The organism is Streptomyces sp. NPDC028910 (assembly GCF_055564955.1).
Genome location: NZ_JBVHVF010000014.1, coordinates 117,215 through 143,090, shown reverse-complemented (window position 1 = coordinate 143,090; position 25,876 = coordinate 117,215). Strand labels below are relative to the sequence as shown.

Sequence of the window (25,876 nt, the reverse complement as noted above, 5' to 3'; positions counted from 1 at the left end):
TGTCAGTCCCTCTCGCACACGAAGATCGCCGTGCCCGGGATCAGGTTGCCGCGCAGCGGGGACCAGCCGCCCCACTCCTGGGTGTTCCAGGCGGGCCACTCCGGCTCGACCAGGTCGATCAGGCGGAAGCCGCCCGCCACCACGTCGCGGACCCGGTCGCCGAGGGTGCGGTGGTGCTCGACGTAGACCGCGCGGCCCTGCTCGTCCTGTTCCACGTACGGGGTCCGGTCGAAGTAGGAGGCGGCGACGGACAGCCCCTCGGGGCCGGGCTCGTCGGGGAAGGCCCAGCGGAGGGGGTGGGTCACGGAGAAGACCCAGCGGCCGCCGGGGCGCAGCACGCGGCGCACCTCGCGCATCACGTTGACCGGGTCGGCGACGAAGGGGACGGCCCCGTAGGCGGAGCAGGCGAGGTCGAAGGAGCCGTCGCGGAAGGGCAGCTTTCCGGCGTCGGCCTCGACCAGCAGGACCCCCGGTACGTCGCCGGCGCCGATGCGCAGGGCGTGCTGGAGCTGGCGGTGGGAGAGGTCGAGGGCCACCGGGCGGGCGCCCTGGGCGGCCAGCCAGCGCGAGCACTGGGCGGCGCCGGCGCCGATCTCCAGGACGTCCTTGTTCTTGAGGGAGGCGGCGGGGCCGAGGAGGGCCGCGTCGGCCTCGTCCAGCCCCTCGGGTCCCCATACGAAGCGGTCGTCGCCGAGGAAGGTGCCGTGCTCGTTCTGGTACTCGTCGGCGTTGCGGTCCCACCAGCCACGGCTCGCCCGGCTGCTCTCCGCCTCGCCCGCGTCACGCCGTGTGGCCTCGGCGTTCTCCACGGAGCCCGGATCGGCTTCGTACGCGTCTTCGGAGGCGTAGTCCTCTTGGTTCATGGGGCCCGTCGTCGTAGTCTGCGAATGTCTTCGAAATGTGGCAGGAGGCGTCAGGAAGGCCTTCCCGCCCACGAATTGTGCCGGTTATGCGGTGATCCGCCCGGGGTGTGCGCCTTCGCGCATTGACCCTGTCCGGCCGTCCCCGTATGCTACAAGTTGCGCTGCGAGCCTGTGCTCCTCAGACCTAGCAGGCTGCGCTTGCATCTGTTGATGTCCCCTCGGTTTTCGAGGCCCCGCCGCTCTCCGCGGAAGGGGGTCTCCTTGGCTGTCCGGCTTCGGCAGATGCCGATAAGGGCTCCCGGCGTAGCAGTACCTACGACTTTCTGTCCGTAACCGGAGCCCTTTCCCACATGACGAGCAGCACCGAGACCACCTCTACCACTCCGCAGGTAGCGGTCAACGACATCGGTAACGAGGAAGCCTTCCTCGCCGCGATCGACGAGACGATCAAGTACTTCAACGACGGCGACATCGTCGACGGCGTCATCGTGAAGGTCGACCGGGACGAGGTCCTGCTCGACATCGGTTACAAGACCGAAGGCGTGATCCCGAGCCGCGAGCTCTCGATCAAGCACGACGTCGACCCGAACGAGGTCGTCAAGGTCGGCGACGAGATCGAGGCCCTGGTTCTCCAGAAGGAGGACAAGGAAGGCCGTCTGATCCTGTCCAAGAAGCGCGCTCAGTACGAGCGTGCCTGGGGCACGATCGAGAAGATCAAGGAAGAAGACGGCATCGTCACCGGTACCGTCATCGAGGTCGTCAAGGGTGGTCTCATCCTCGACATCGGCCTCCGCGGCTTCCTGCCGGCCTCTCTCGTCGAGATGCGTCGTGTCCGCGACCTCCAGCCCTACGTGGGCAAGGAGCTCGAGGCGAAGATCATCGAGCTGGACAAGAACCGCAACAACGTGGTCCTGTCCCGCCGTGCCTGGCTGGAGCAGACCCAGTCCGAGGTCCGCCAGACGTTCCTCACCACCCTGCAGAAGGGTCAGGTCCGCTCCGGCGTCGTTTCCTCGATCGTCAACTTCGGTGCCTTCGTGGACCTGGGTGGCGTCGACGGTCTCGTCCACGTCTCCGAGCTGTCCTGGAAGCACATCGACCACCCGTCCGAGGTTGTCGAGGTCGGCCAGGAAGTCACCGTCGAGGTCCTCGACGTCGACATGGACCGCGAGCGTGTCTCCCTGTCGCTGAAGGCGACGCAGGAGGACCCGTGGCAGCAGTTCGCCCGGACCCACCAGATCGGTCAGGTCGTCCCGGGTAAGGTCACCAAGCTGGTTCCGTTCGGTGCGTTCGTCCGCGTGGACGAGGGCATCGAGGGTCTGGTCCACATCTCCGAGCTGGCCGAGCGCCACGTGGAGATCCCGGAGCAGGTCGTCCAGGTCAACGACGAGATCTTCGTCAAGGTCATCGACATCGACCTCGAGCGTCGCCGGATCTCGCTGTCGCTGAAGCAGGCCAACGAGTCCTTCGGTGCCGACCCGGCGTCGGTCGAGTTCGACCCGACCCTGTACGGCATGGCCGCGTCGTACGACGACCAGGGGAACTACATCTACCCCGAGGGCTTCGACCCCGAGACCAACGACTGGCTCGAGGGCTTCGACAAGCAGCGCGAGGCCTGGGAGACCCAGTACGCCGAGGCGCAGCAGCGCTTCGAGCAGCACCAGGCGCAGGTCATCAAGAGCCGCGAGGCCGACGAGGCCGCCGCTGCCGAGGGTGCTGCCGCCCCGGCCGCCGGTGCCAGCGCCGGTGCGGGCATCTCGGGTGGTTCGTACTCCTCGGAGTCGGACGAGACCTCTGGCGCCCTGGCGTCGGACGAGGCCCTGGCCGCGCTCCGCGAGAAGCTGGCCGGCGGCCAGAGCTGATCGCAGCGCGCATCACACTCCGGTGTGAGCCGAGCTGAGCTGAGTTGAACGGTAAGGCCCGTCCCCCTAGGGGGACGGGCCTTACCGCGTTACCCCCGTGATCGATTTGCTTCCGGTGAATGCTGCCAACTGGGGAATGGTGGCGCCCTCTTGCACGTTCTTCGCAGAGGACGCGGCGAGGAGGAGTGGTGACGGTGCTTGATCCACAGGGTTTGTACGAATGGGATGCCAAGGGTCTGGCGGTGGCCGACCTGGCGGTCGCCCAGGACTCGGCCGGGCTGGTCATGCTGTACCACTTCGAGGGGTACATCGACGCGGGTGAGGCCGGGGAGCAGATCGTCGAGCGGCTCCTGGACACCCTGCCCCACCAGGTGGTCGCCCGCTTCGACGCGGACCGGCTGGTGGACTACCGGGCGCGCCGCCCGCTGCTGACCTTCCAGCGCGACCACTGGGCGGAGTTCGAGGAGCCCCGGCTGGAGGTCCGGCTGGTCCAGGACGCCACCGGAGCGCCCTTCCTGCTGTTGTCCGGCCCGGAGCCGGACGTGGAGTGGGAGCGCTTCTCCGTCGCCGTCCGGCAGATCGTCGAGCGGCTCGGGGTCCGGCTCTCGGTCAACTTCCACGGCATTCCGATGGGGGTCCCGCACACCCGCCCCGTGGGCATCACCCCGCACGGCAACCGGACCGACCTCATGCCGGGCCACCGCAGCCCCTTCGACGAGGCGCAGGTGCCGGGCAGCGCGGAGTCCCTGGTGGAGTTCCGCCTGTCCCAGGCCGGGCACGACGTGCTGGGCGTCGCCGCGCACGTACCGCACTACGTCGCGCGCTCCCCGTACCCGGACGCCGCGCTGACGGTGCTGGAGGCGATCACGGCGGCGACCGGTCTGGTGCTGCCGGCCGTGGCGCACGCGCTGCGCACCGAGGCGCACCGCACGCAGACGGAGATCGACCGGCAGATCCGGGAGGGCGACGAGGAGCTGGTCAGCCTGGTGCAGGGGCTGGAGCACCAGTACGACGCGGCCGCCGGAGCCGAGACCCGGGGCAACATGATGGCCGAGCCGGCGGAGCTTCCGTCGGCGGACGAGATCGGCCGCGAGTTCGAGCGGTTCCTGGCGGAGCGCGAGGGCGAGGGCTGAGGCTGAAGCCAAGGCCAAGGCTCGCGGTCGACCCCCTAAGCTGCGGACATGCTGAAAGTAGGCCTGACGGGCGGAATCGGTGCCGGCAAGAGCGAGGTCTCGCGACTGCTGGCGGGGTACGGGGCGATCGTCGTCGATGCCGATCGGATCGCGCGCGAGGTCGTGGAGCCCGGCACGCCGGGGCTCGCGGCCGTCGTGGCGGCCTTCGGGGAATCGGTGCTGACCCCCGAGGGCAAGCTGGACCGGCCGAAGCTGGGGTCCATCGTGTTCGCGGACCCGGCGAAGCTCCAGACGCTCAACGCGATCGTGCACCCCCTGGTCGGGGCCCGTTCGGCCGAGCTGGAAGCGGCCGCGGGGGCCGACGCGATCGTCGTGCACGACGTACCGCTGCTCGCGGAGAACGGCCTGGCGCCGCTCTACGACCTGGTGGTCGTGGTGGACGCGGCGCCCGAGACGCAGCTGGCGCGACTGACCGCGCTGCGCGGGATGGCCGAGGAGGAGGCGCGGGCCCGGATGGCCGCGCAGGCCACGCGGGAGCAGCGACTCGCTGTGGCGACCATCGTGATCGACAACGACGGGCCGCTGGAGGCGTTGGAGCCGCAGGTGCGCAAGGTGTGGCAAGAGCTCACGGTGCGGGCGGCGGGCGGCGGCGCCTGAGGTGTGCGCCGGCTGAGGAGAGCGTTGCGTTACGGGTGCTGCCCGACGGGTCTACCTGACCTGTGCTGGCTGACGCTGAGCTGTGCTGCCTGACGTGTGCTGGGCCTGACGTGTGCATGGAATAGCGGGCGGGGCGGGGGCGTTGAACGCGCCCGTAGAGGGAAGGATTCCGACCGTGCCCGAGACCACGCGACCCACGCCGTCCAGCCCGGAAACACACGTCATCGACTACCGGGCCGCCGAGCAGCTGCTCGCCGCGCGCGACCCGCGCGGTGCCGTCAAGCTGCTCGACTCGGTCATAGCCGCCCACCCGGAGAACACGGCGGCGCGGCTGCTGCGCGCCCGGGCCTTCTTCGCATCCGCCCAACTGCGCCCGGCGGAGCTGGAGTTCGAGCTGGTGCTGGAACGGGAGCCGGACAACGCCTTCGCCCACTTCGCGCTGGCCCGTACCCATCAGCGCTCGGGCCGGCCCGAGCAGGCGCGCAAACACTTCCGGCTGGCCGCCGCCCTCGATCCGCAGCCGGAGTACCTGGAGGCGGCCCGCTTCGAGCAATAGCCCGTCAATGGCGCGGCGGCTCGTACGGGGGGATGTCCGGGCCGGGCTGGTAGTGAGGGCCCTGGTGGATGTGGTGGACGACCACGGCCAAGTCCACGGCTGCCAGCAGCGCGACCGCCCCGCAGGCCGCCGCCCACCCGGTACGACCGGCCAGCGAGAAGGCGGCCGTCCCCGCGGCGGCCCAGATCAGCCCCCACAGACTCAGCCAGAACCGCAGCCGCAGCGGACTGCGGGCGGTCACCGGCTCGTTTCCGGAACGCATGGACATCGCCTCATGTCCATGGTCCCACCAGGAGAGGTCAGGGGTTGAGCTTGTTCACGGCCCTGGTGGTCGTCCGCTTGAAGTCGGCGACCGGGGCGTGGGACAGGTTGCCCATCTCGCCCCACCGCACGACGGTCACGGTGGAGCCGTCCCGCCCGATCCCGTAGAGGTGCACGCCGGGCTCGGAGTCGGGGACCGAGGTGTGGACCCCGTAGACGTGCGCGCCCTCCTCGACGGGGAGCGTCCCGTAGTCCTGCCAGGAGGCCGTACCGCCCGGGTTCGTCAGCAGCCAGTCGGCGGCGCAGGCCGCGACCTTGCGCTCCAGGGTGCCGACGAGCGTGGCGGCCGCGGCGGGCGAGGCGGACCGTACGGAGATCTGCACGGCGCCGGTGTCGTACTCGGTGCCGAAGTCGCGGTGCCAGCTGCCCGCCGCCGGAAGCACGCCCTCCAGGCAGAACGGCGCGAACTCGGGCAGCCCCTTGGTGACCTTGCCGGCGTACCAGGGCGAGGTGGGGTGGGGCGGCAGATCGGTGCCGTCGAGGAACCCGGGCGCGGTGGCGGCCGTGGCGGAGGCCGAGGTGGTGAGGACGAGGGCCGCCGCCGCCGCGACGACGGCGGTGGCGAGCGTGAAGGCGGTGTCGGAGCGTCGGAACATGGTCGGTCTCCCCGTGGTTGCTTCGGTGTGCTGCTGAGCCTGTTCCCCGGATGGGCCGACGGGCCACGGATTGCGGCGAATTCGGGACACTGGAACGGCCGTACGGGCTGTCACCTGGGGGAACACCCGTCGACGTCCGGGGGCTGCGGGCCGCCCCAGCCGCTGGGCCCGCTGACCGCTCGCCCGCTGCCCGCTGCTCCGCAGGTCAGGGGCGTTGTCGGTGGTCGCGCCTAGACTCGTCGGCAGGGGACCAGTGGATCCGCAGGCCCGCGGGTCCGCGAGTCCCGCGGTCCGCAGGCCCGCAGGCCCGCTGGTCCCGCAGGCCCGCTGGTCCCGCAGGCCCGCTGGTCCCGCAGGCCCGCTGGTCCCGCAGGCCCGCTGGTCCCGCAGGCCCGCAGGCCCGCAGGCCCGCAGGCCCGCAGGCCCGCGGGTCCGCAAGACAGCAGGGGCATCGACGTGGGAGGGGGACACCGTGACACCGCAGCCGCAGCCGCAGCCGCAGGCATCCGCGCTGCTGCGCCACGCCGCCGTCTTCCTGCCCGCCGCCGTTCCCCGCGAGGGGCGGGTGGCCTTCTGGGCGCCCGACGGGGACGCCCTGCCCGAGGCGGGTACGCCCGGGCCGCTCACCGTCGTACGCCCGCACGGCGATGGGGTCCGCAGCCGGACCGTGCCCGCGGTGACCTTCTCCGTCGCCTCCGCCCTGCCCCTGCTCGCGGGGGCGCCCCGCAGCCCCGCCGCGCATCCCGCCACCCGTGCCTGGGGCACCGCCGCCACGCAGGCGCTCACCCTCGTCGCCCGTGGCCGGCTGCTCCCCGGGCTCACCCCCGAGGACGTCGACGCCTGGCGCGCCGGGCCGCTCGACGCCGCCGACGTCGACCACCTGCGCGCGGTCGCCGCCGCGCTCCCGTTCGAGGGGTACGCGACCCCCCTGGCCGGCCGCCGGCCGCTCCAGCTGCCGGAACCGGAGGCACTGGTCCGCGCGTTCCTCGACGCCGTCGCAGACAGCCTGCCCCGGACCCCGGCCGCGGCCGGGGCCGCCGGGCGGCCGTTCGCCGCGCGGGAGGCGCAGCGGGTGCCCGGGATACAGGACTGGGCCGCGCAGGTCGCGGCCGGAGCCGACACCGGCGTCGGGATATCGCTCCGGCTCGACCTGTCCTCCTTCCGCCTCTTCGACGAGGCCGAGGACGAGGACATCAGGCGGGCCGGCGGGGCCGTCGTGCAGGTGCACAGCCTCGCCGATCCGACCCTGGTCACCGATGCCGGACAGCTGTGGGCGGGCACGGCGGCGGCCGGGTTCGGTCCCCGCGCCCGGATCGACGCCGTGCTCGCGCTGCGCCGGGCCGCGCGGGTCTGGCCGCCCCTGCTGCGCCTGCTGGACCAGCCCGTGCCGGACGTCCTCGCACTGTCCGACCCGGAGCTAGAGGACCTGCTGGGGGTGGCCGCGAGCCGGCTGGCGGCCGCCGGGGTCCTGGTCCACTGGCCGCGCGAGCTGGCCCGTACGCTGTCCGCGACCGCCGTCGTACGGTCCACCGCGCCCGGTTCCGCGACCGACGGGACCGCCTTCTTCGACGCCGAGCACCTCTTCGCCTTCTCGTGGGAGCTGGCGCTGGGCGGCGACCGGCTCACCCCCGGGGAGATGGACGCGCTGGCGCAGGCCCACCGGCCCGTCGTGCGGCTGCGGGACCAGTGGGTGCGGGTCGATCCGGAGCTCGTGCGCAAGGCGCGCAAGCGCGAACTGGGCGTGCTGGACCCGGTGGACGCGCTGGCCGCCGCACTGTCGGGGACGGTCGAGGTCGGCGGCGAGCCCGTCGAGGCCGTGCCGGTGGGGGCGCTGGCCGCCCTGCGGGAGCGGCTGACGGGGGAGCTGGCCCCGCTGCCGCAGCCCGCCGCCCTCAAGGCCACCCTGCGCGACTACCAGGCGCGCGGCCTGGCCTGGCTGGACCTGATGACCTCCCTCGGTCTCGGCGGCTGCCTCGCCGACGACATGGGTCTGGGCAAGACGGTGACGCTGATCGCGCTGCACCTGCACCGAGGCCGCCGCGAGCCGACGCTCGTGGTGTGCCCCGCGTCCCTCCTGGGCAACTGGCAGCGGGAGATCGAGAAGTTCGCGCCCGGCACGCCCGTGCGCCGCTTCCACGGCGGCAGCCGCAGCGTGGAGGACCTGACGTCCTGCGCGGGGGGCTTCGTCCTCACCACGTACGGGACGATGCGCGCCAGTGCCCCCCTGCTGGCCGAACAGCGCTGGGGCATGGTCGTCGCCGATGAGGCGCAGCACGTCAAGAACCCGCATTCGGCGACCGCGAAGGCGCTGCGCACCGTTCCGGCGCCGGCCAGGGTGGCGCTGACCGGTACCCCGGTGGAGAACAACCTCTCCGAGCTGTGGGCGCTGCTCGACTGGACCACGCCCGGACTGCTGGGTCCGCTCACCGCCTTCCGGGCCCGCCACGCCCGCCCGGTGGAGCACCAGCAGGAGGAGGACGGCGGCAATGAGGCGGCGGTCGCCCGACTGTCCGCGCTCGTACGGCCGTTCCTGCTGCGGCGCAAGAAGTCGGACCCCGGCATCGCGCCCGAGCTGCCGCCGAAGACGGAGACCGACCATCCGGTCTCCCTGACCCGGGAGCAGGCCTCGCTCTACCAGGCCGCGGTGGACGAGGCGATGGCCGTGATCGAGTCGAGCGAGGGCATGGAAAGACGCGGCATGATCATGAAGTTGCTCGCCTCGCTCAAGCAGATCTGCAACCACCCGGCGCAGTACCTGAAGGAGGAGCAGCCCCGGATCGCGCACCGCTCGGGGAAGCTCGCCCTGCTGGACGAGCTGCTGGACACGATCCTGGCCGAGGGCGGCTCGGTGCTGGTCTTCACCCAGTACGTGACGATGGCCCGCCTCATCGAACGGCACCTGTCGGCCCGGGGGATCGGCTCGCAGTTGCTGCACGGCGGGACGCCGGTGCCGCGCCGCGAGGAGCTCGTCGACCGCTTCCAGGCGGGCGAGATCCCGGTCTTCCTGCTGTCCCTGAAGGCGGCGGGCACGGGGCTGAACCTCACCCGGGCCGGCCATGTCGTCCACTTCGACCGCTGGTGGAACCCGGCCGTCGAGGAACAGGCCACCGACCGCGCCTACCGGATCGGCCAGACCCAGCCCGTGCAGGTCCACCGGATCATCGCCGAAGGCACCGTCGAGGACCGGATCGCCGAGATGCTGGAGGCGAAGCGCGCCCTGGCCGACGCCGTCCTCGGCTCCGGCGAGTCGGCGCTGACCGAGCTGACCGACCGCGAGCTGGCCGATCTCGTCTCCCTGCGGAGGCCCGAATGATCACCGCGCGGGACGACCGCCGCCGCACCTTCGAGACCGTGCCCGCCGGCGCGGAGGCCGTGAGCTGGTGGGGCCGGGCCTGGGTGACGGCGCTGGAGGAGGTTTCCCACGACGCGGCCCGTCTGGCCCGGGGCCGTACGTACGCCGAGGGAGGGCACGTCGACGCCGTGACCGTCACCCCCGGCCGGATCGTGGCGTACGTCCGGGGCAGCCGGCCCCGCCCGTACCGCACCGAGCTGATCCTGCCCGCCTTCGCGGACGCGGAGTGGGACGAACTCCTGGAGAGCGTCGCGGCCGACCCGGCGGCGCTCGCCGCCCTGCTGGAGCGGGAGGTTCCGCAGTCGCTGGCGCAGAGCGTCCTGCCCGGCGCGGGCGAGCTCCTCCCGCACTGCTCCTGCCCGGACACAGGGCGTCCGCCGTGCAAGCACGCGGCGGCCCTGTGCTACCGGGCGGCCCGCCTGCTCGATGAGGACCCGTTCGTCCTGCTGCTCCTGCGCGGCCGGGGGGAGCGGGAGCTCCTCGACGAGCTCAGCCGCCGCAATGCCGCCCACGCCGCGCGCGAACGGCCCGGTTCGGCGCCGGACTTCCCCGGCGTCCCGGCCCGGGCGGCGCTCGCCCGCACCACCCTGCCGCTGCTGCCCGCGCCGCTCCCCGCGCCCGCCGCCGCGGGTCTTCCGCCCGCCTATCCGGCCGACCCGGCGGCCCCGGATCCGCTGGCCCTCGACCTGCTCGCCTCCGACGCGGCGGCCCGCGCCCTCGTCCTCCTGACCACCGGCGAGGACCCGATCGCCGGGCTCACCCTCTGGCAGGACGCCGTTCGGCTGGCCTCCGCGCACCCCACGTCAGGGCTGACGGGCGCGGCCCGCACCCTCTACCGGGACCTGGCCCGCGCCACCGGCCGGACCACCACCGACCTCGCCCGGGCGGCGGCGGCCTGGCGCCAGGGCGGCCGCGCCGCCCTGGCCGCCCTGGAAGAGCCCTGGGATCCGCCGGCCGGCCCCTTCGACCGGGCCCGGCCGGCGCTGCTCGCGGCCTCACAGGGCTCCTTCCGGCCCGACCGCAACCGCCTCACGGCCCACACCCGCCAGCTCCGCCTCGGCCGCGACGCCCTCTGGTACGCCTACGAGTCCCGCCCGGACGCCGACGACTGGTGGCCCACGGGCCGCCCCTCGCCGGACCCGGTCACCGCTCTGCTGCGCTGAGCCCGGCCGCCCAGCGGGTCAACGTGGTGAAGTCGCGGTCCCGCAAGCCGTGGCGGGGGTGGATGCGCAGGAGGAGGGCCGGGGCCGGGTGGTGGGCGGCGACCCAGGCGCGGTCGCGGGAGTTGATCATGTCGTCGACCCACGCGAAGGGGCGGCCGGCCGCCCAGTCGAGGAGGTGCCGGGTCTTCCACGAGAGGCCGTCGGGGTCTTCGGCGAAGAGTTCGGGCCATTCGACGACGGACAGATCGCCGGGTAGTCCGATGTGCGGGGCGATCAGCGTGTTGGCCTGGTGCGTCCACGCGGTGGCCCAGGCGAGTTCGAAGGGCAGCGCCTGCAGCCGGGCGCCGTGGGAGGGGTGGAGGCGGACCAGCGCGCCGCGTCGGGCGCTGCGGGATTCCGGGTCGCGGTAGGAGAGCCAGATGTCGGGTCGCATCCGGTGGCTCCGGTATCCGCGCAGGCCGGCGAGGAGTGACCGGAACGGGTTGAGGGGGCCGTCCACGTCGAGGAGGAGCAGCGGGCGATCAGTCATGAAGTAGGCAGTACCCAGTACACGATTGAGTGAAATGCCTACCGGCTCTATAACCCGAATGGGTTCAGGGCGTTGTTTCCGGTGCGGGACAACACCCGCGAACTCCTCCGGAAGGCAGGGAAACTGATGCGTCACAGTCGTCGGAATGGCTTGATCGCGGCGGTGGTTGCGGGAGGTGGACTGGCGGTCGCGGGCGTGAGCGGGTTCGCCCACGCCGATGCGGACGCGGGTGGCCGGACCGAGCGTTCGCCGGGGCTGTTGTCCGGGAACCTGGTACAGCTGCCCGTGCACGTCCCGGTGAACGTGTGCGGGAACACCGTGAGCGTGGTGGGCGTGCTCAATTCGGCCGCCGGCAACCGCTGTGTCAACGAGGCGCCGGAGAGCGGCGGCGGGCAACCCGGACCAAGGCCCTCGGATCCGTCGAAACCCGGGGCCGGAAACGGCGGAGGGGCCGTGGCCGACGCGCGAGGAAAGGATTCGCCCGGGGTGCTGTCCGGCAACGGACTCCAGCTTCCGCTCGACCTGCCGCTGAACGTCAGCGGCAATGCCGTGAGCGTGGTCGGCGTCGGCAACTCCTCGCACGGCAACACCTCCGTCAACGGCCAGGAGCCCAGCGGCCCCGGGCCCGTCCAGCCGCCCGTCGTCGAAAGGCCGGTGACCCCGTCGGCGCCGCCGCCGCGGCACACCGAGGCGCTCGCCCGCACCGGGGCCGACGGTGTCGGCTACCTGCTACCCGGCGGGGGAGCGCTGCTGCTCGGCGGGGTGCTCCTCTACCGCCGTTTCCGCCTCAACTAGGCTGGCGAGTAGGGGCGTTCGCGCGCCACCCGTCCAGGATGGCGTCGATCCGCGCCGCCAGCCGGGCGCGGGCCGCGAACCGGGGGACGCCCGCCATCAGCAGGGCGTCGTACTCGGTGTCGGTGTGCCGCACGGCCGCTCGTACGGCGACCGAGACCGCCAGTTCGTCGAGGGCCCGGCCGGCGGCGGTGCGGCCCACCCGGCCGCTGCCGCGCACCGAGGCGTGCGTGGCGATCGCCACCGCCCGATCGGCCGGGCACCCGGGAAACAGCCGCACTATCTCGGCGGCGAAGGCCGCCGTGAACCGGGTGTCCTCGGCCGCGCGGCGCAGCCGGTCGCGCTCCCGGCGGCGCGCCCGTGCCTCGGAGTCCGCGAGACAGGCGCGCTCCGCGCGCGCCAGGGCGGCATCCTCGACGAGCAGCCCCAGGCGCTCGTAGCGGCGGCGGCGCTTGTTGAAGCGGACGACGACGGCGGACAGCGAACTGGCCTCACGTGAACGGCGGGTGAGCGCCGCGTCCCCGCGCGGGAGGTAGACCAGATGTCCGAGATCCGCGCAGTCCAGGCAGCGCGGTACGCCGGAATCGCGCACGAGGTGCCGCAGCGGGCCCTGCCGGCACTCCGCGCAGTGGATCTGCTTCAGAGACTCGAACACCACCAGGCTCATACAGGTGTGATACCGCCGTAGGGGCCTCATATCACCTGGTGGGGAGCGGAGGTTGAGGTTTCACCGACTCTTCCTGGATGTCGTGCCGCCCTTCTACGGTGGGGCGGTGGACTGGCTGGTCCACCGAGGAGGGGTACATGAGCGGACGGCAGATGACGACGGTGCGGCCCGGCCGGGCGCGCGTCGCCACGGCCCCCTTGGGCCGGGAGATCGTCATCCCGCCGGGCGGCTGCACCGGCTGGCACTTCCACCGGGTCCGGCTGGACGCCGTGGTCCTTTCAGGGATCCTGACCAGGGTCCTGCACGACCGCACCGTCGAGGTGCATCCGGCCGGGACCACCTTCGTGGAACCCGCGGGGATCCGGCACATCCACCTCGGCCACAACCTCGGTACCGAGCCGGTCGTGCTCTACGTGACCCCCGCGCTCCCCGAGGGGAACCCCTTCTCCATACCCACGCCCGCCCCGCCCGGCGTCACGCCGGAGGTCTGCCGGGAGCACAGCCACTGAACCCGCCCGGAGAGCCGGCCCCGCTCACACCGGTCGGCGTATCTCCCCGGCGGACCCGGTACAAGCCCCTGAGGGCGCGTGGGGTCGTAGCCGCCGAACCCCTCCCCAAAGGCCGGGCCGCCGACTTCCTTTCCGCCGGTGATCCCTCGTCAAAAAGGCTGAGGCCCACCACTGACAATGGGCCGGTGCAGTGGGAAGCGATCACATGGCAGCGGATGGCCGAGCGGCTCGCCGGTCACCTCGACGACCCCCAGAACGCGCTTGAGCAGGGCAGTTGGCATCGGGTGGGCATTGACGGAGCGCCCGCCGCCGAGACCGGCGTGCTCGCCGGGCAGCTCGCCGACGCGCTGCGGCGGCGCGCACGCCCGGTCCTGGTGGTGGCGGCCGACGGCTTTCTGCGGCCGGCCTCCCTCCGCTTCGAGTTCGGCCGGGAGGACGTGGACGCGTACCTCGACGGCTGGTACGACACGGCCGCGCTCTGGCGGGAGGTGTTCGGCCCGACGGATCCCGGCGGGACCGGACGGGTGCTGCCGGACCTCTGGGACCCGGTGACCGACCGGGCGACGCGCAGTCCGTACGTCGAGCTCCCGCCCGGCGGTGTGGTGATCGTGCACGGTCCGCTGCTGCTGGGGCAGTGGTTCCCCTTCGACCTGAGCGTCCACATCCGGCTGTCGCCGGGGGCGCTCGCCCGCCGCACCGAGGAATGGGCGCGGTGGACGTTGGTGGCCTTCGCGCGCTACGAGGCCGATACGGACCCGGTGGGGGCCGCCGATGTGGTCGTGCGGGCCGATGATCCGCGCCGTCCGGCCTGGACGGGTATCCGGAGCCGGTGACGGGGCCTGCGGTGGGTGGGGCGGGTGGGCGCTGCGCGGAGCCTGTCCCCGCCCCGCCCTTTCGCCGTTTCCCGGGCTCCGCCCCGGACCCCGCGCCTCAAACGCCGGCGAGGCTGAGAGAGCGGGGCTCCGCCCCGGGCCCCGCGCCTCAAACGCCGGCGGGGCTGGATTTGTGCCGGCGGGGCTGGATTGGGCGGCCGGGGTGGATTGGGCGGCCGGGGTGGATTTGGCCGGTGGGGGCGAGGGCTACGGGCGGCCGCCCGGGCGGGTTATCGCCTGGGCGGCGGAGTGGCATCCCGCGCGGGCTGCCTCCGCCGGGTCGGCGCCCTGCAGGCGGGCCGCGAGGAAGCCGCCGGTGAAGGCGTCGCCGGCGCCCGTGGAGTCCACCGCCACGGCCGGCTCCGCGGCGACCTCGGCGGTGATCCGGCCCCGCTCGGCGACCAGCGCCCCGGCCGAGCCCCGGGTCACCACCACCAGCGGCACCCGACGGCTCAGCTCCGCCGCCGCCCGGGCCACCCCCGTCGCCTCCGGCAGCCCGGCCAGCAGCCGGGCCTCGTCCTCGTTGGGCAGCAGTACCTCGGCCCCCGCCACGGCGTCGAGGAAGCGCTGCGGCCCCAGAGTGACCAGGAATCCGGCCGAGGCCGGGTCCACGCTCACCGGCACGCCCCGCGTCCGGGCCGCGCGCAGGGCGACCATGGCCAGGGCCCGGCTGCTGTCGGCGAAGAACAGATAACCCGACAGGTGGAGATGGGCCGCCCCGTCCAGCAGGGACGGAGCCCAGTCGGCGGGACACAGCCGCAGCGAGGCCCCGCTGTCGGTCAGGAAGGTCCGCTCCGCGTCCTTGGCGACCAGCGCGACCACCGTCCCCGTCGGCTCCTCCGGGTCGATCACCAGCCGCGGCCGCACCCCCGCGTCCACCAGTGCCCGCTCGTGCCACCGCGCCGATTCCGCGCCCACCCGCGCCAGGAGGCGTACCTCCGCGGCCCCCGACCGGGCCGCCCAGCAGGCCGCGTTGGCCCCCGCGCCGCCCGGCAGGGTGCGGATGCGGGCGGCGGTGTCGGTGGCCGGAGCGAGTGGCTCCGGATGTATCGCCACCACGTCCGTCACCACGTCCCCGACGACGAGCAGCGCCCCCGCCGCGGTCATGCCCGCGCCGCCCGGGCCCCCGAGATCCCGGCTGCGAGCCGCACGTTGCCGCGTACCGCCGCCAGATTCGCCTCCAGCGAGGCCCCGCCCGTCGCCCGTACCAGGTACCCCAGCAGGAACGGAGTCACCGCCTGCCCCGTGATCCCCCGCTCGCGGCATTCGGCGAGCGCCTCGGCCAGCACCCGGTCGTGCAGTTCCGGATCCAGCTGCTCGGCCTCCGCCACCGGATTGGCCACCAGCAGCGCCGATTCCGGGCCGCCCAGCGCGTCCTGGGCGGCCATCACCGCCGCGACCTCCTCGGGCCGGTGCACGGTCCAGTCCACCGGCTCGCCGGAATCGGCCAGGTAGAAGCCGGGGAAACGGTCGGTCCCGTACCCGAGCACTCCCACCCCCAGCGTCTCCAGCCGCTGGAGCGTGGCCGGCACGTCCAGGATCGACTTCACCCCCGCGCACACCACGGTGATCCGCGTCCGCGCCAGCAGCGCGAGGTCCGCCGACTCGTCCTGCGTCTGCGCCCACTCCCGGTGTACGCCGCCCAGCCCGCCCGTGGCGAAGACCCGCAGACCCGCCCGGGCGGCCAGGAAGGCCGTCGCGGACACGGTCGTCGCCCCGGTCGCCCCCGTCGCCAGCGCGGGCGCCAGATCCCGGTGGCCGAGCTTGCGCACGTCGTCGCCGCCCGCGACCCGCTCCAGCTGGGCCTTGTCCAGGCCCGCGTACGCCACCCCGTCCACGACCGCGATCGTCGCCGGAACCGCGCCCTCCGTGCGGACCAGCGCCTCCAGTTCGAGGCCCACCGCCAGGTTGCGGGGGCGGGGCAGGCCGTGGGCGATGATCGTCGATTCCAGGGCCACCACGGGCTTGCCCCGGGCGAGTGCCTCGCGTACCTCTTCCGACAGGACCGGGACCTCAGATGCTCTGTGCTGTGACATGTCCCCATCCATGGCACGGGAGGGACACCCCCAAACGCACTCCCGCCACACCCGTCCCAACCTGTCCGAGTAGCGTTGCTCCGTGGCTCTGCCGCACCTGCCCGACCGGGGCGCTGGACAGGGTGACGCGTCCGCCGGGCCGTTGCTGGACGCTGTGGTCACCGCACCGCGCGGGCCCGCCGGACTAGGCTGGCGCGCCATGAGCCCCAGTGATCACTCCGCCGCCCCCGCCTCGTTCTCGGTCTCCGTCGCGGAGGCCGAACTGGAGGCCGAGGACCTCGACCCCGGGCAGATCGTCTCCGGCGAGCCCGTCGTGACGGGCAAGGTGCTCTGGGAGTCGGCGGACGGCAAGCAAGTGCGCGGTATCTGGCAGATCACGCCCGGTGTCGTCACCGACATCGAGGCCGACGAGCTCTTCGTGGTGGTCAGCGGCCGCGCCACCGTCGAGGTCGAGGGCGGCGGGACCCTGGAGCTGGGCCCCGGCTCCGCCTGCGTGCTCCGGGAGGGCGACAGGACGACCTGGACCGTGCACGAGACGCTCCGCAAGGCCTACCACATCAGCTACTGACGTCCTTCGCGGGAGCGGGAGCGGGAGCGGGGGCGGCGGGGGCGGAAGCGGAAGCGGGGCCGGCCGCGAGAACGGGCGCGGGGTGGCGGCGCGCCGTGAAGAGCGCGAGCGCCGCCAACGGCAGCAGCAGCGCGGCGCCCACGGCGTTCAGCCAGCCGTAGCTCGCCTGGGACATGATCAGCCCGGCCGCCGCGCCGCCCACGCCCGCGGCCGTGTTCATCGTGAGGTCGCTCAGGCCCTGTACGGCGGCCCGTGCCGGCTGCGACACCGAGTCGGTCAGCAGGGCCGAGCCGGCGACCATCCCGGCGGACCAGCCGAGGCCGAGCAGGAAGAGGCCGAGCGCACTCTGCCCGTGGTGGGGGCCGGCCGTCCCGGCGAGCAGCGCGGCGACCGACAGGAGCCCGGCGGCCAGCCCGATCACGGACAGCCGTCCGAGCCGGTCCGCGAGCCACCCCATCAGGGGCGAGAAGGCGAACATGCCGGCGATGTGGCCGCTGATCACCAGTCCGACGAGCTCCAGGCCGGCGCCGTGGTGGGTCAGGTCCATCGGGGTCATCACCATGATCGAGACCATGGTGGTGTGTGACACGGCGACGGTGACGAGGGCGAGCCGGGCCCGCGGCGAGGACCTCACCGCGGCGAACCCGGCACGCAGCGAGCGGCCCTCGCGGGTCTGCTCCTCGGGCGCGGCGAGCGCCCGGGCCGTCAGCAGCGGGTCCGGGCGCAGGAGCACGCCGATCAGCGTGCCGGTGAGCAGGAAGACGACGGCGGCCCAGACGAAGGGGCCCGCCGTCTGGGGTATCGCGGTCCCGGCGAAGCTGTGGCTGGCCGGGGCGGACAGATTGGGACCGAGCACCGCGCCGATGGTGGACGCCCACACGACGACGGAGATCGCCCGGGCCCGGCGGTCGGGGGCCGCGAGGTCCGCGGCGGCGAACCGGGCCTGCAGGTTGGCGGAGGAGGCGGCGCCGAAGGCGGCCATGCCGAGCAGCAGCAGCGGGAAGTTCTTGATCACGGCGGCCAGGACGACGAGACCCGCGCCGGCGGCGCCGACCCCGTAGGCAAGGACCAGCCCGGGGCGGCGGCCGCGCGCGGTCATCAGGGCGGCGAGCGGCAGCGAGACCAGGGCGGTGCCGATCACCGAGGCGGTGGAGGCGAATCCGGACAGGGCCTCGGTGCCGCTGACCTCGGTGGCGAGCACGGGGGCCAGGGCGATGCTGATGGGCACGCCGAGGCCGCCGAGTATCTGGCCGGCGATGAGGACCCAGGAGGTGCGCCGCTGCAGCCGGGCCAGCTCCGGGAGGCCGAGCGGCGGAGCCGGCCGGTCCGTGCCGGGCGGGGCGCTCACGCCGTACACCGCGATCGCGGAGGTGTGACGCGGGACGCGGGGGGCGCGGCGAGGCCGGGTGCGGCGGCAGGAGGAGTCACCGCCGCAGTGTCCCACCCCTCGCCGCCCGGCGGAACCGTGCCGGTGCCCCGGCCGGGGCACCGGCCAGGCCTGCTCAGAACAGCGGCTGCGGGAGCACGCCCTCCAGGGCGAGCAGCTGTCGCTTGGTCTCCACTCCGCCGCCGAACCCCCCGATGCCCCCGTCGTTCTCCACGACCCGGTGGCAGGCCACGACCACCGGCAGCGGATTCGAGCCCATGGCGTTGCCCACGGCCTGGGCGGCGCCGGGCTGTCCGGCGCGGGCGGCCAGTTCCCCGTAGCCGACGACCGATCCGTACGGCACGGAACGGTCGAGCTCCTGGAGCACCTGCCGGTTGAAGCCGGAGCTCAGGCGCCAGTCCAGTGGCAGCTCGAAGCGCCGCAGCGTACCGGCGAAGTACGCGTCGAGCTGACGTATCGGCTCGGCCAGCAGCACTTCCTCGCCCGGCGCCGGCCGCCGGGCGTCGGCGCCGAGCCGGGAGACGAGCGGGCCGATCATCCGGTCGATCCGGTCCGGCCCGGCATGGAACTCGACCCGGACCAGACCCGCCGGGGTCGCGGCCAGGAGCAGGGGGCCGATGTCGCTGGCGACGACCGTCCATTCGAGGTGCGGCCCGCGGGGCCGCTCGGTGCTGTCCACGCGTCCACGGTACGGCTCCCCGCTGACAACACCGGCACCCCGGGCAACGCCGGCACCCCGGGCAACGCCGCCACCGCGGGCAAAGCCGTCCGCGCCGGCTCAGAACCCGCCGACCGCCTCCCGGACCACGTCCGGGGCGTTGGTGATGATCCCGTCCACGCCCATGTCCCGTACCTTCCGGGCGGTCGCCGCGTCGTCCACGGTCCAGGTGTCCACCTCCATGGCCCTGCCGTGCGGGCCACGCAGGCCGTGCACCGCCTCGACCCAGTCGGCCGAGAGCGTGGTGTGCCACGGGTTGATCCGGTCGGTGAACTCCGCGTACCGGGGCAGGTCCTCCACCTTCGGCGTGCCCAGGAAGGCCGTCACCAGGTCCGGCCGCAGCGCGTGCACGATGCGCACGCAGTCGGTGCTGAAGCTCTGCACCACCAGGCGCTGCGACACGTGGCGCTCGTCGAGCCAGCCGGCCTCGCCCAGCACCGCCAGGGTCTGCTCCTCGATCCCCGGGTTGAGCTCCGGCTTCTTGATCTCCAGCAGCAGCCGCTGATGGTTGCGCCTTACCCGGTCGAGGTACTCCCGCAGGGTCGGCACGAAGGCCCCCGCGTACTCGGCGCCGAACCAGCTGCCCGCGTCCAGCTGGGCGATCTCCGCCGCGGTGAAGTCCCGGACCCTCCAGGGCTTGCGGTCCGGGAAGACCTGCTCGACGTCGGTGGTCCGGGCCAGGGTCTCGTCGTGGATCACCACCAGCACTCCGTCCTTGGTGCGCTGCACGTCGTTCTCGACCCACTCGAAGCCCAGCCGCATCGCCAGGTCGATCGCGTCGAGGGTGTTCTCCGGGGCGTACGCCGAAGCCCCCCGGTGGGCGTACACGACGGGGCCCCCCAGCCCTGCCCGGTCGGTGGGGGATCCGGGGCCGGTGGCGGCGCACGAGGCCGTCCCGCCCAGCAGGGTGAGGGTGAATCCCAGGAATGCGGCGGCTGCCGCGGCGGCGGGTCGGACGTACATGTGCGTTCTCCTCGGGTCGTGAGCCCTGTTCCTGCGTCAGACGGGTGCGGAGCGGCAGACGTTGTGGCGATGCACTTCATGGAGATCATGCGGTTGAAGATCACCGAGCCGCCACCGAACTACGACAAACGGACCAGAACGAATGACCGTGGGCCCGGGCCGGCGGGGCGGCCGGAGCGCGCCGCGGACCGGCGAGGACCGGCGCGGACGCGTGGCTGTCAGTGGGGGGTCGTACGGTTGACTCATGCGGCCCGTATCGAAGATCGAACGCACGGTGGCACCTTTCGAGGTCGTCAGCCCCTACCAGCCCAGCGGCGACCAGCCGGCGGCCATCGCCGAGCTGGAGAAGCGCATCCGTGCAGGTGAGAAGGATGTCGTCCTGCTGGGTGCGACCGGCACCGGCAAGTCGGCGACCACGGCCTGGATGATCGAGAAGCTCCAGCGCCCCACCTTGGTCATGGCGCCGAACAAGACGCTCGCCGCCCAGCTGGCGAACGAGTTCCGTGAGCTCCTGCCGAACAACGCCGTCGAGTACTTCGTCTCGTACTACGACTACTACCAGCCCGAGGCGTACGTACCGCAGTCGGACACCTACATCGAGAAGGACTCCTCGATCAACGAGGAGGTGGAGCGGCTGCGCCACTCCGCGACGAACTCGCTGCTGACCAGGCGAGACGTGATCGTCGTCGCCTCCGTCTCCTGCATCTACGGCCTCGGCACCCCGCAGGAGTACGTCGACCGGATGGTCTCCCTCAAGGTCGGCGAGGAGATCGACCGGGACCAGCTGCTGCGCCGCTTCGTGGACATCCAGTACACGCGCAATGACGTGGCCTTCACGCGCGGCACCTTCCGGGTGCGCGGCGACACCATCGAGATCTTCCCGGTCTACGAGGAACTGGCCGTCCGCATCGAGATGTTCGGCGACGAGATCGAGGCCCTCTCGACCCTGCACCCGCTGACCGGAGAGGTCATCAGCGAGGACCGCGAGCTGTACGTCTTCCCCGCCAGCCACTACGTCGCCGGCCCCGAGCGCATGGAGAAGGCGATCGCCGGCATCGAGGCCGAGCTGGCCGAGCGCCTCGCCGAGCTGGAGAAGCAGGGCAAGATGCTGGAGGCGCAGCGGCTGCGCATGCGCACCACGTACGACCTTGAGATGATGCGGCAGATCGGGTCCTGTTCCGGCATCGAGAACTACTCGCTGCACATGGACGACCGCGAGCGGGGCTCCGCGCCCAACACGCTCATCGACTACTTCCCGGAGGACTTCCTCCTGGTCATCGACGAGTCGCACGTCACCGTGCCGCAGATCGGCGCCATGTACGAGGGCGACGCCTCCCGCAAGCGGACCCTGGTCGACCACGGCTTCCGGCTGCCGTCCGCCCTGGACAACCGGCCGCTGAAGTGGGAGGAGTTCCAGGAGCGCATCGGCCAGACCGTCTACCTGTCCGCGACCCCGGGGAAGTACGAGCTCTCGCGCGGCGACGGCTTCGTCGAGCAGATCATCCGCCCCACCGGCCTCATCGACCCCGAGGTCGTGGTCAAGCCGACCGAGGGCCAGATCGACGACCTGGTGCACGAGATCCGCCAGCGCGTCGAGAAGGACGAGCGGGTCCTGGTCACCACCCTCACCAAGAAGATGGCCGAGGACCTCACGGACTACTTCCTGGAGCTCGGCATCCAGGTCCGCTACCTGCACAGCGACGTGGACACCCTGCGCCGCATCGAGCTGCTGCGCGAGCTGCGGTCCGGCGAGTTCGACGTCCTCGTCGGCATCAACCTGCTGCGCGAGGGCCTGGACCTGCCCGAGGTCTCCCTGGTGGCGATCCTCGACGCCGACAAGCAGGGCTTCCTGCGCTCCGGCACCTCGCTGATCCAGACCATCGGCCGCGCCGCGCGCAACGTCTCCGGCCAGGTCCACATGTACGCGGACACCATCACCCCGGCGATGGCCCAGGCGATCGACGAGACGAACCGCCGCCGGGAGAAGCAGGTCGCCTACAACACGGCCAACGGGATCGACCCGCAGCCGCTGCGCAAGAAGATCAACGACATCGTCGCCACCATCGCCCGCGAGGAGCTCGACACCGAGCAGCTCCTGAGTACCGGATACCGGCAGGGGAAGGACGGCAAGGGGGCCAAGGCCCCGGTGCCGGACCTCGGCGGCAAGACGGCGCTGGTCAAGGCCAAGGCCGGCGGCAAGGGCGGGAAGGCGGCCAAGGGCGCCGAGGTGCTCACCGACCGGCCCGCCGCGGAACTGGCCTCGCTCATCGAGCAGATGACCGAGCGGATGCGCGCGGCGGCCGCGGAGCTGCAGTTCGAGGTCGCGGCCCGGATCCGGGACGAGGTGGGCGAGCTGAAGAAGGAGTTGCGGCAGATGAAGGAAGCTGGCCTCGCCTGACCGGGGGCCTGTCAGTAGGGTTGGGTCACAGCGGCAGGTACACGCTGCGCGCTCGTTAATGGGGCGGGCTATGGAGAGGGGACAGCGCGTGACGGTCAACATGACCAAGGGTCAGGCCATCAGTCTGCAGAAGGCGGACGGGGGCACGCTGACCGCGGTCCGGATGGGCCTCGGCTGGCAGGCGGCGAAGCGCCGCGGACTGTTCGGCTCGCGGACGCGGGAGATCGACCTCGACGCGTCGGCGGTGCTCTTCGCCGACAAGCAGCCCGTGGACGTCGTCTTCTTCCGCCACCTGCAGAGCGACGACGGCTCGGTGCGGCACACCGGTGACAACCTCGTCGGCGGCGTCGGCCAGGGCGGGGACGACGAGGCGATCCTCGTCGACCTCCAGCGCGTGCCGGTGCACATCGACCAGATCGTCTTCACGGTGAACTCCTTCACCGGCCAGACGTTCCAGGAGGTGCAGAACGCGTTCTGCCGCATCGTCGACGAGACCAACGGCCAGGAGCTGGCCCGTTACACCCTCGACGGCGGCGGTCAGTACACCGCGCAGATCATGGCGAAGGTGTCCCGCGCGGGCACCGGCTGGCAGATGACGGCCCTCGGGAACCCGGCCAACGGCCGTACCTTCCAGGACCTGATGCCGGCGATCCTGCCGCACCTGTAGCAGTACCGGACAAGAGAAGAAGGCACGGGGGAGGGCTGCACGATGACGGCCGAACTGGTCCGGGGGCAGAACCACCCCGTGTCCCAGAGCCGGGTGGAGATCAGGGTCTCGGCGGGCACGCCCGTGCTCGCCCTGGCCTCGCTCGCCGACGAACAGGGCCGGTTCTCCGGCAACGGGATACTGGCCCACCCGGGCGCCAGGTCCCTCCCCGGCGTCGATGCGCCGGGTGAGCTCGCCGACCGGCACACCTTCGCCGTCGACCTCGACGCGGTCGCGGCGGACGTACACCGGGTCGGCGTGCTGCTCGTCCTGCCGCCCGGCGGCCCGGTGCGCTTCGGCGCGGTCCCGGCCTCCTACGTGGCCGTGGCCGACCCGGAGGGCGCCGAGCTCGCCGGATACACGCTGACCGGGCTGGACGTCGAGACCGCCGTGGTCGCGCTGGAGCTGTACCGGCGCCAGGGCGCCTGGAAGGTCCGCGCCGTGGGCCAGGGCTACGCCGACGGCCTCGGCGCCCTGCTGACCGATGGCGGGCTGCCCGCCCCGGACGCCGCGGCGCTGGCCGCCGCCGCCCTGCGCACGGCCGCCCCGGCCGCGGAGGCCGGCGGCACGCTCGCCGCCGTGCCGAGCCTGGTCGGCGACCTGCGCGCCCCGCGGACCCCGGCCCAGGCCCCCGCGCCCGCTCCCGAGCCGCCGGACCCGGCTCCCGTTTCCGGAGTCCCGTACGCCGGTACGCCCGGGGCCGCCACCGCGCCCGGACCCGGCCCCGGCGGCGGGGACGCGCCGCCCACCATCAGCTACGCGCACCCGCGCCGGCGCCGTACCAGCACCGAGCCGCCCGAGCCGGCGCCGCGGGCCACCGCGCCGCAGGAGCCCGGACAGCCCCCGCGGCCCGTCGCCGGTGACGCCAGCGGCTGGTCCATGGAGGAGCGGCTCTACAACCAGGTCTGGGGAATGTTCGAGGACCTGGCCCGCGCGGTCGCCGCCTACCGCGGCGCCGTCGAGTTCGCCGACTCCCGCATGGACCGCGAGCTCGACGAGGCCCTGTCCGACCCGCGCCACCGTCTCGGCGGGTCCGGGAACGCAGCCCGCGACACCGCACGGGCCCGCCGCGAGGAGCTCGTCGCCCAGGCCCAGGCCGTCCTCGACCGGGACCTCGCCCAGCTGATCGCCGAGTGCGAGGTGGTCGAGCCCGCGCTGCCGGCCTCGTACGCCCGCTGGGACAATCCCGTCTGGCACGGTCACCGGACGCCCGAGGAGAGCCCGCTGGCCCTGCGCCTGGGGGACCTGCACCTGCCCGAGCGGCCCGATCTGCGCATCCCCATGCTGGTCCGGGTCCCGCTGGAGCGCGGACTCTGGATCGACAACGGCCGGACCGGTTCCGAGGCCGCCATGACCATGGACACCGACCAGCTGCGCCGGGCCGCCATGGACATGGCCGTCGCGTACGCGGTGCGGCTGCTCGCCGTCCACCCCGCCGACCGGTTCTCCGTCCACGTCATCGACGCGGCCGGGGCGGGGACCGCCTCCCTGGCGCCCCTCGTACGGGCCAGGGTGCTGGCCGGGCCGCCGGCCGCCGGGGCCGCCGGGGTCACGCAGACGCTGGCGCGGCTGACCCGGCGGGTGGACCTCGTACAGATGGCGCTGCGGGCCGGTGCTCCCGAGGACCTGCCCCCGGACGTGGACACGGCCGAGCAGCTGCTGATCGTGCACGACTTCCCGCACGGCTTCGACGACCGGGCCGTCACGCAGCTGCGCTACCTCGCCGACGAGGGCGCGGCGGTCGGCGTACACCTGCTGATGGTCGCCGACCGCGACGAGGCCTCGGCCTACGGGCCGCTGCTGGACCCGCTGTGGCGCTCCCTGATGCGGCTGTCGCCCGTTCCGGACAACCACCTCGCCGATCCCTGGGTCCACCACGCCTGGACCTTCGAACCGGACCTGCCCCCGCGGGGCAGCCGCGTCCTCGATCAGGCGCTGGACCGGGTGGCGGAGGCCCGGCGCACTACCCGCCCGTGACCATCCTTTGGGATTCCCTTTACCTTTTCTACCCCTGACGGGTATGCTCTGGCGTGCGGAGGGGAGTATTCCTGCTTTCCTGCTACGGCGTACCCGTCAATACGGACCAGTTCGGCTCCACGAACGCAGTCGGTCCCGGGGCGCCGGCCCACGGCCTCCAGGCCGCCCGGGTGGAAGAGACCTCCGGCAGCGATGACGCTGACGAAGTGCTGAGCCATCCGCCGGAGGCGTGTTCACCATGGAAGTTTCCTGGACCTTGTGGGCCCTGACCATTCTCGGTCTGTCCCTCCTCATAGGCGCCGATTTCTTCATCGGCCGCAAACCGCACGACGTATCGATCAAGGAAGCGGGCACCTGGACGGTCGTCTGGATCGTCCTCGCCGGACTCTTCGGCCTCGGCCTGTGGTTCTTCGGCGGCGGCCAGGCTTCCCAGGAGTTCTTCGCCGGCTTCATCACCGAGAAGTCGTTGAGCGTGGACAACCTCTTCGTCTTCGTCCTGATCATGGCGAAGTTCGCGGTGCCCTCCCACCTCCAGCAGCGGGTGCTGCTCGTGGGCGTGCTGATCGCCCTCGTGCTGCGCGCGATCTTCATCGCGGCCGGCGCCGCGATCATCGCCAGCTTCTCCTGGGTCTTCTACATCTTCGGCGCGTTCCTGATCTACACCGCCTGGAAGCTGATCCAGGAGGCCCGCAAGGACGAGGACGAGGAGGAGTTCGAGGAGAACCGCCTCCTGAAGTCCGTCGAGAAGAAGTTCGGCGTCGCCGACCGGTACCACGGCACCAAGCTCTTCATCCAGAACAACGGCAAGCGCGTCCTGACCCCCCTGATGGTCGTCATGCTCGCCATCGGTACCACCGACGTACTGTTCGCCCTGGACTCGATCCCCGCGATCTTCGGACTCACCCAGGACCCGTACATCGTCTTCACGGCCAACGCCTTCGCCCTCATGGGCCTGCGCCAGCTGTACTTCCTCATCGGCGGCCTGCTGAAGAAGCTGGTCCACCTCAGCTACGGCCTGTCGGTCATCCTGGGCTTCATCGGCGTCAAGCTGGTGCTGCACGCCCTGCACGAGTCCGGGCTGCACGTCCCGGTGATCTCGATCCCCGTCTCCCTGGGCGTCATCTGCGGTGTCCTGGTCATCACCACGATCACCAGCCTGATGGCCTCGAAGAAGCAGGCGGCGGCCGAGACCGCCGCCCGCCCGGAGAGCATCGACGCGTAACCGGGCCTACGGACCTACGGATCTGCGGGTCT

Annotated in this window: 24 protein-coding genes; 14 read left to right on the top strand and 10 right to left on the bottom strand. The window is 72.7% G+C overall.

Annotated features, from left to right (window positions below):
* Positions 1-2: 2 nt before the first annotated feature.
* Positions 3-863, bottom strand: coding sequence for a class I SAM-dependent methyltransferase (locus ACZ4TV_RS18965; protein ID WP_468135811.1), 861 nt, complete (start codon positions 861-863; stop codon positions 3-5).
* Positions 864-1,213: 350 nt separating this feature from the next.
* Here ACZ4TV_RS18965 and rpsA point away from each other — a divergent pair, with 350 nt between their 5' ends.
* The 4 genes from rpsA to ACZ4TV_RS18945 all read left to right on the top strand — a co-directional run bounded on the left by rpsA (position 1,214) and on the right by ACZ4TV_RS18945 (position 5,068).
* On the top strand, positions 1,214-2,722 hold the full coding sequence (gene rpsA, locus ACZ4TV_RS18960; protein WP_468135810.1) for a 30S ribosomal protein S1: 1,509 nt from the start codon (positions 1,214-1,216) through the stop codon (positions 2,720-2,722).
* A 194-nt stretch (positions 2,723-2,916) separates the two neighbouring features.
* A complete protein-coding gene (locus ACZ4TV_RS18955; RefSeq protein WP_468135809.1) occupies positions 2,917-3,855 on the top strand; it encodes a PAC2 family protein in 939 nt (312 codons plus the stop codon).
* A gap of 48 nt (positions 3,856-3,903) precedes the next feature.
* Complete coding sequence (gene coaE / locus ACZ4TV_RS18950; protein ID WP_468135808.1) at positions 3,904-4,512, top strand: dephospho-CoA kinase; 609 nt, start codon at positions 3,904-3,906, stop codon at positions 4,510-4,512.
* Positions 4,513-4,687: 175 nt separating this feature from the next.
* On the top strand, positions 4,688-5,068 hold the full coding sequence (locus tag ACZ4TV_RS18945; protein WP_468135807.1) for a tetratricopeptide repeat protein: 381 nt from the start codon (positions 4,688-4,690) through the stop codon (positions 5,066-5,068).
* A gap of 4 nt (positions 5,069-5,072) precedes the next feature.
* Here the strand turns inward: ACZ4TV_RS18945 and ACZ4TV_RS18940 are convergent, their stop codons facing one another.
* Both ACZ4TV_RS18940 and ACZ4TV_RS18935 read right to left on the bottom strand, forming a co-directional pair.
* The gene (locus tag ACZ4TV_RS18940) at positions 5,073-5,330 is read right to left on the bottom strand and encodes a DUF6343 family protein (protein WP_468135806.1); all 258 of its coding nucleotides are present in this window, start codon (positions 5,328-5,330) and stop codon (positions 5,073-5,075) included.
* A gap of 37 nt (positions 5,331-5,367) precedes the next feature.
* On the bottom strand, positions 5,368-5,985 hold the full coding sequence (locus ACZ4TV_RS18935) for a hypothetical protein (RefSeq protein WP_468135805.1): 618 nt from the start codon (positions 5,983-5,985) through the stop codon (positions 5,368-5,370).
* A gap of 472 nt (positions 5,986-6,457) precedes the next feature.
* Here ACZ4TV_RS18935 and ACZ4TV_RS18930 point away from each other — a divergent pair, with 472 nt between their 5' ends.
* The gene (locus ACZ4TV_RS18930) at positions 6,458-9,298 is read left to right on the top strand and encodes a DEAD/DEAH box helicase (RefSeq protein ID WP_468135804.1); all 2,841 of its coding nucleotides are present in this window, start codon (positions 6,458-6,460) and stop codon (positions 9,296-9,298) included.
* The gene (locus ACZ4TV_RS18925; protein ID WP_468135803.1) at positions 9,295-10,500 is read left to right on the top strand and encodes an SWIM zinc finger family protein; all 1,206 of its coding nucleotides are present in this window, start codon (positions 9,295-9,297) and stop codon (positions 10,498-10,500) included. The genes ACZ4TV_RS18930 and ACZ4TV_RS18925 overlap by 4 nt, the downstream gene beginning before the upstream one ends.
* On the opposite strand, the gene ACZ4TV_RS18920 is transcribed toward ACZ4TV_RS18925, so the two are convergent.
* Positions 10,481-11,029: an HAD domain-containing protein gene (locus tag ACZ4TV_RS18920; protein ID WP_468135802.1), complete on the bottom strand. Its 549-nt coding sequence runs from the start codon at positions 11,027-11,029 to the stop codon at positions 10,481-10,483. The genes ACZ4TV_RS18925 and ACZ4TV_RS18920 overlap by 20 nt on opposite strands.
* Positions 11,030-11,224: 195 nt before the next feature.
* On the opposite strand from ACZ4TV_RS18920, the gene ACZ4TV_RS18915 reads away from it, so the two are divergent.
* Positions 11,225-11,824 carry a chaplin gene (locus ACZ4TV_RS18915; RefSeq protein WP_468135801.1) on the top strand — a complete coding sequence of 200 codons (600 nt, stop codon included), beginning with the start codon at positions 11,225-11,227 and terminating at the stop codon, positions 11,822-11,824.
* Here ACZ4TV_RS18915 and ACZ4TV_RS18910 read toward each other — a convergent pair.
* Positions 11,817-12,488, bottom strand: coding sequence for a DUF2293 domain-containing protein (locus tag ACZ4TV_RS18910; protein WP_468135800.1), 672 nt, complete (start codon positions 12,486-12,488; stop codon positions 11,817-11,819). The two genes, ACZ4TV_RS18915 and ACZ4TV_RS18910, sit on opposite strands and share 8 nt — an antisense overlap.
* A 137-nt stretch (positions 12,489-12,625) precedes the next feature.
* Here ACZ4TV_RS18910 and ACZ4TV_RS18905 point away from each other — a divergent pair, with 137 nt between their 5' ends.
* Together ACZ4TV_RS18905 and ACZ4TV_RS18900 are read left to right on the top strand one after the other, a co-directional pair.
* On the top strand, positions 12,626-12,997 hold the full coding sequence (locus ACZ4TV_RS18905) for a cupin domain-containing protein (RefSeq protein ID WP_468135799.1): 372 nt from the start codon (positions 12,626-12,628) through the stop codon (positions 12,995-12,997).
* 185 nt (positions 12,998-13,182) lie between these two features.
* Positions 13,183-13,830, top strand: coding sequence for a nucleoside/nucleotide kinase family protein (locus tag ACZ4TV_RS18900; protein ID WP_468135798.1), 648 nt, complete (start codon positions 13,183-13,185; stop codon positions 13,828-13,830).
* Positions 13,831-14,076: 246 nt separating this feature from the next.
* Here ACZ4TV_RS18900 and ACZ4TV_RS18895 read toward each other — a convergent pair whose 3' ends face one another.
* Together ACZ4TV_RS18895 and ACZ4TV_RS18890 are read right to left on the bottom strand one after the other, a co-directional pair.
* Positions 14,077-14,976: a carbohydrate kinase family protein gene (locus ACZ4TV_RS18895; protein WP_468135797.1), complete on the bottom strand. Its 900-nt coding sequence runs from the start codon at positions 14,974-14,976 to the stop codon at positions 14,077-14,079.
* Complete coding sequence (locus ACZ4TV_RS18890) at positions 14,973-15,905, bottom strand: pseudouridine-5'-phosphate glycosidase (protein WP_468135796.1); 933 nt, start codon at positions 15,903-15,905, stop codon at positions 14,973-14,975. Before ACZ4TV_RS18890 ends, ACZ4TV_RS18895 begins: the two co-directional genes overlap by 4 nt.
* A gap of 199 nt (positions 15,906-16,104) precedes the next feature.
* Between ACZ4TV_RS18890 and ACZ4TV_RS18885 the strand changes: the two genes are divergently transcribed.
* The gene (locus ACZ4TV_RS18885; RefSeq protein ID WP_468135795.1) at positions 16,105-16,473 is read left to right on the top strand and encodes a cupin domain-containing protein; all 369 of its coding nucleotides are present in this window, start codon (positions 16,105-16,107) and stop codon (positions 16,471-16,473) included.
* Here the strand turns inward: ACZ4TV_RS18885 and ACZ4TV_RS18880 are convergent.
* The 3 genes from ACZ4TV_RS18880 to ACZ4TV_RS18870 form a co-directional block, all read right to left on the bottom strand.
* Positions 16,463-17,821, bottom strand: coding sequence for an MFS transporter (locus tag ACZ4TV_RS18880; protein ID WP_468135794.1), 1,359 nt, complete (start codon positions 17,819-17,821; stop codon positions 16,463-16,465). The genes ACZ4TV_RS18885 and ACZ4TV_RS18880 overlap by 11 nt on opposite strands.
* Before the next feature lie 154 nt (positions 17,822-17,975).
* Entirely contained in the window at positions 17,976-18,539 is a 564-nt protein-coding gene (locus tag ACZ4TV_RS18875) for a methylated-DNA--[protein]-cysteine S-methyltransferase (RefSeq protein ID WP_468135793.1), read from the bottom strand.
* A 99-nt stretch (positions 18,540-18,638) separates the two neighbouring features.
* Positions 18,639-19,541, bottom strand: coding sequence for a glycerophosphodiester phosphodiesterase (locus ACZ4TV_RS18870; protein WP_468135792.1), 903 nt, complete (start codon positions 19,539-19,541; stop codon positions 18,639-18,641).
* Between the two features lie 244 nt (positions 19,542-19,785).
* On the opposite strand from ACZ4TV_RS18870, the gene uvrB reads away from it, so the two are divergent.
* The 4 genes from uvrB to ACZ4TV_RS18850 all read left to right on the top strand — a co-directional run bounded on the left by uvrB (position 19,786) and on the right by ACZ4TV_RS18850 (position 25,844).
* Positions 19,786-21,939: an excinuclease ABC subunit UvrB gene (gene uvrB, locus ACZ4TV_RS18865; RefSeq protein WP_468135791.1), complete on the top strand. Its 2,154-nt coding sequence runs from the start codon at positions 19,786-19,788 to the stop codon at positions 21,937-21,939.
* 88 nt (positions 21,940-22,027) lie between these two features.
* Entirely contained in the window at positions 22,028-22,606 is a 579-nt protein-coding gene (locus tag ACZ4TV_RS18860) for a TerD family protein (RefSeq protein ID WP_281208937.1), read from the top strand.
* Between the two features lie 42 nt (positions 22,607-22,648).
* Positions 22,649-24,622 (top strand): TerD family protein, encoded by a 1,974-nt coding sequence (locus ACZ4TV_RS18855; RefSeq protein ID WP_468135790.1) that lies wholly within the window; start codon positions 22,649-22,651, stop codon positions 24,620-24,622.
* Between the two features lie 238 nt (positions 24,623-24,860).
* On the top strand, positions 24,861-25,844 hold the full coding sequence (locus tag ACZ4TV_RS18850) for a TerC/Alx family metal homeostasis membrane protein (RefSeq protein WP_468135789.1): 984 nt from the start codon (positions 24,861-24,863) through the stop codon (positions 25,842-25,844).
* Positions 25,845-25,876 lie beyond the last annotated feature (32 nt).

Excerpts from the sequence above, each read along its gene's own strand:
- coaE (WP_468135808.1), top strand. The coding sequence starts at position 3,904 with ATGCTGAAAGTAGGCCTGACGGGCGGAATCGGTGCCGGCAAGAGCGAG.
- rpsA (WP_468135810.1), top strand. The coding sequence starts at position 1,214 with ATGACGAGCAGCACCGAGACCACCTCTACCACTCCGCAGGTAGCGGTC.
- ACZ4TV_RS18855 (WP_468135790.1), top strand. The coding sequence starts at position 22,649 with ATGACGGCCGAACTGGTCCGGGGGCAGAACCACCCCGTGTCCCAGAGC.
- ACZ4TV_RS18940 (WP_468135806.1), bottom strand. The coding sequence starts at position 5,330 with ATGCGTTCCGGAAACGAGCCGGTGACCGCCCGCAGTCCGCTGCGGCTG.
- ACZ4TV_RS18935 (WP_468135805.1), bottom strand. The coding sequence starts at position 5,985 with ATGTTCCGACGCTCCGACACCGCCTTCACGCTCGCCACCGCCGTCGTC.
- ACZ4TV_RS18925 (WP_468135803.1), top strand. The coding sequence starts at position 9,295 with ATGATCACCGCGCGGGACGACCGCCGCCGCACCTTCGAGACCGTGCCC.
- ACZ4TV_RS18920 (WP_468135802.1), bottom strand. The coding sequence starts at position 11,029 with ATGACTGATCGCCCGCTGCTCCTCCTCGACGTGGACGGCCCCCTCAAC.
- ACZ4TV_RS18905 (WP_468135799.1), top strand. The coding sequence starts at position 12,626 with ATGAGCGGACGGCAGATGACGACGGTGCGGCCCGGCCGGGCGCGCGTC.
- ACZ4TV_RS18965 (WP_468135811.1), bottom strand. The coding sequence starts at position 863 with ATGAACCAAGAGGACTACGCCTCCGAAGACGCGTACGAAGCCGATCCG.
- ACZ4TV_RS18890 (WP_468135796.1), bottom strand. The coding sequence starts at position 15,905 with ATGTCACAGCACAGAGCATCTGAGGTCCCGGTCCTGTCGGAAGAGGTA.
- ACZ4TV_RS18870 (WP_468135792.1), bottom strand. The coding sequence starts at position 19,541 with ATGTACGTCCGACCCGCCGCCGCGGCAGCCGCCGCATTCCTGGGATTC.
- ACZ4TV_RS18850 (WP_468135789.1), top strand. The coding sequence starts at position 24,861 with ATGGAAGTTTCCTGGACCTTGTGGGCCCTGACCATTCTCGGTCTGTCC.
- uvrB (WP_468135791.1), top strand. The coding sequence starts at position 19,786 with ATGCGGCCCGTATCGAAGATCGAACGCACGGTGGCACCTTTCGAGGTC.
- ACZ4TV_RS18885 (WP_468135795.1), top strand. The coding sequence starts at position 16,105 with ATGAGCCCCAGTGATCACTCCGCCGCCCCCGCCTCGTTCTCGGTCTCC.
- ACZ4TV_RS18895 (WP_468135797.1), bottom strand. The coding sequence starts at position 14,976 with ATGACCGCGGCGGGGGCGCTGCTCGTCGTCGGGGACGTGGTGACGGAC.
- ACZ4TV_RS18910 (WP_468135800.1), bottom strand. The coding sequence starts at position 12,488 with ATGAGCCTGGTGGTGTTCGAGTCTCTGAAGCAGATCCACTGCGCGGAG.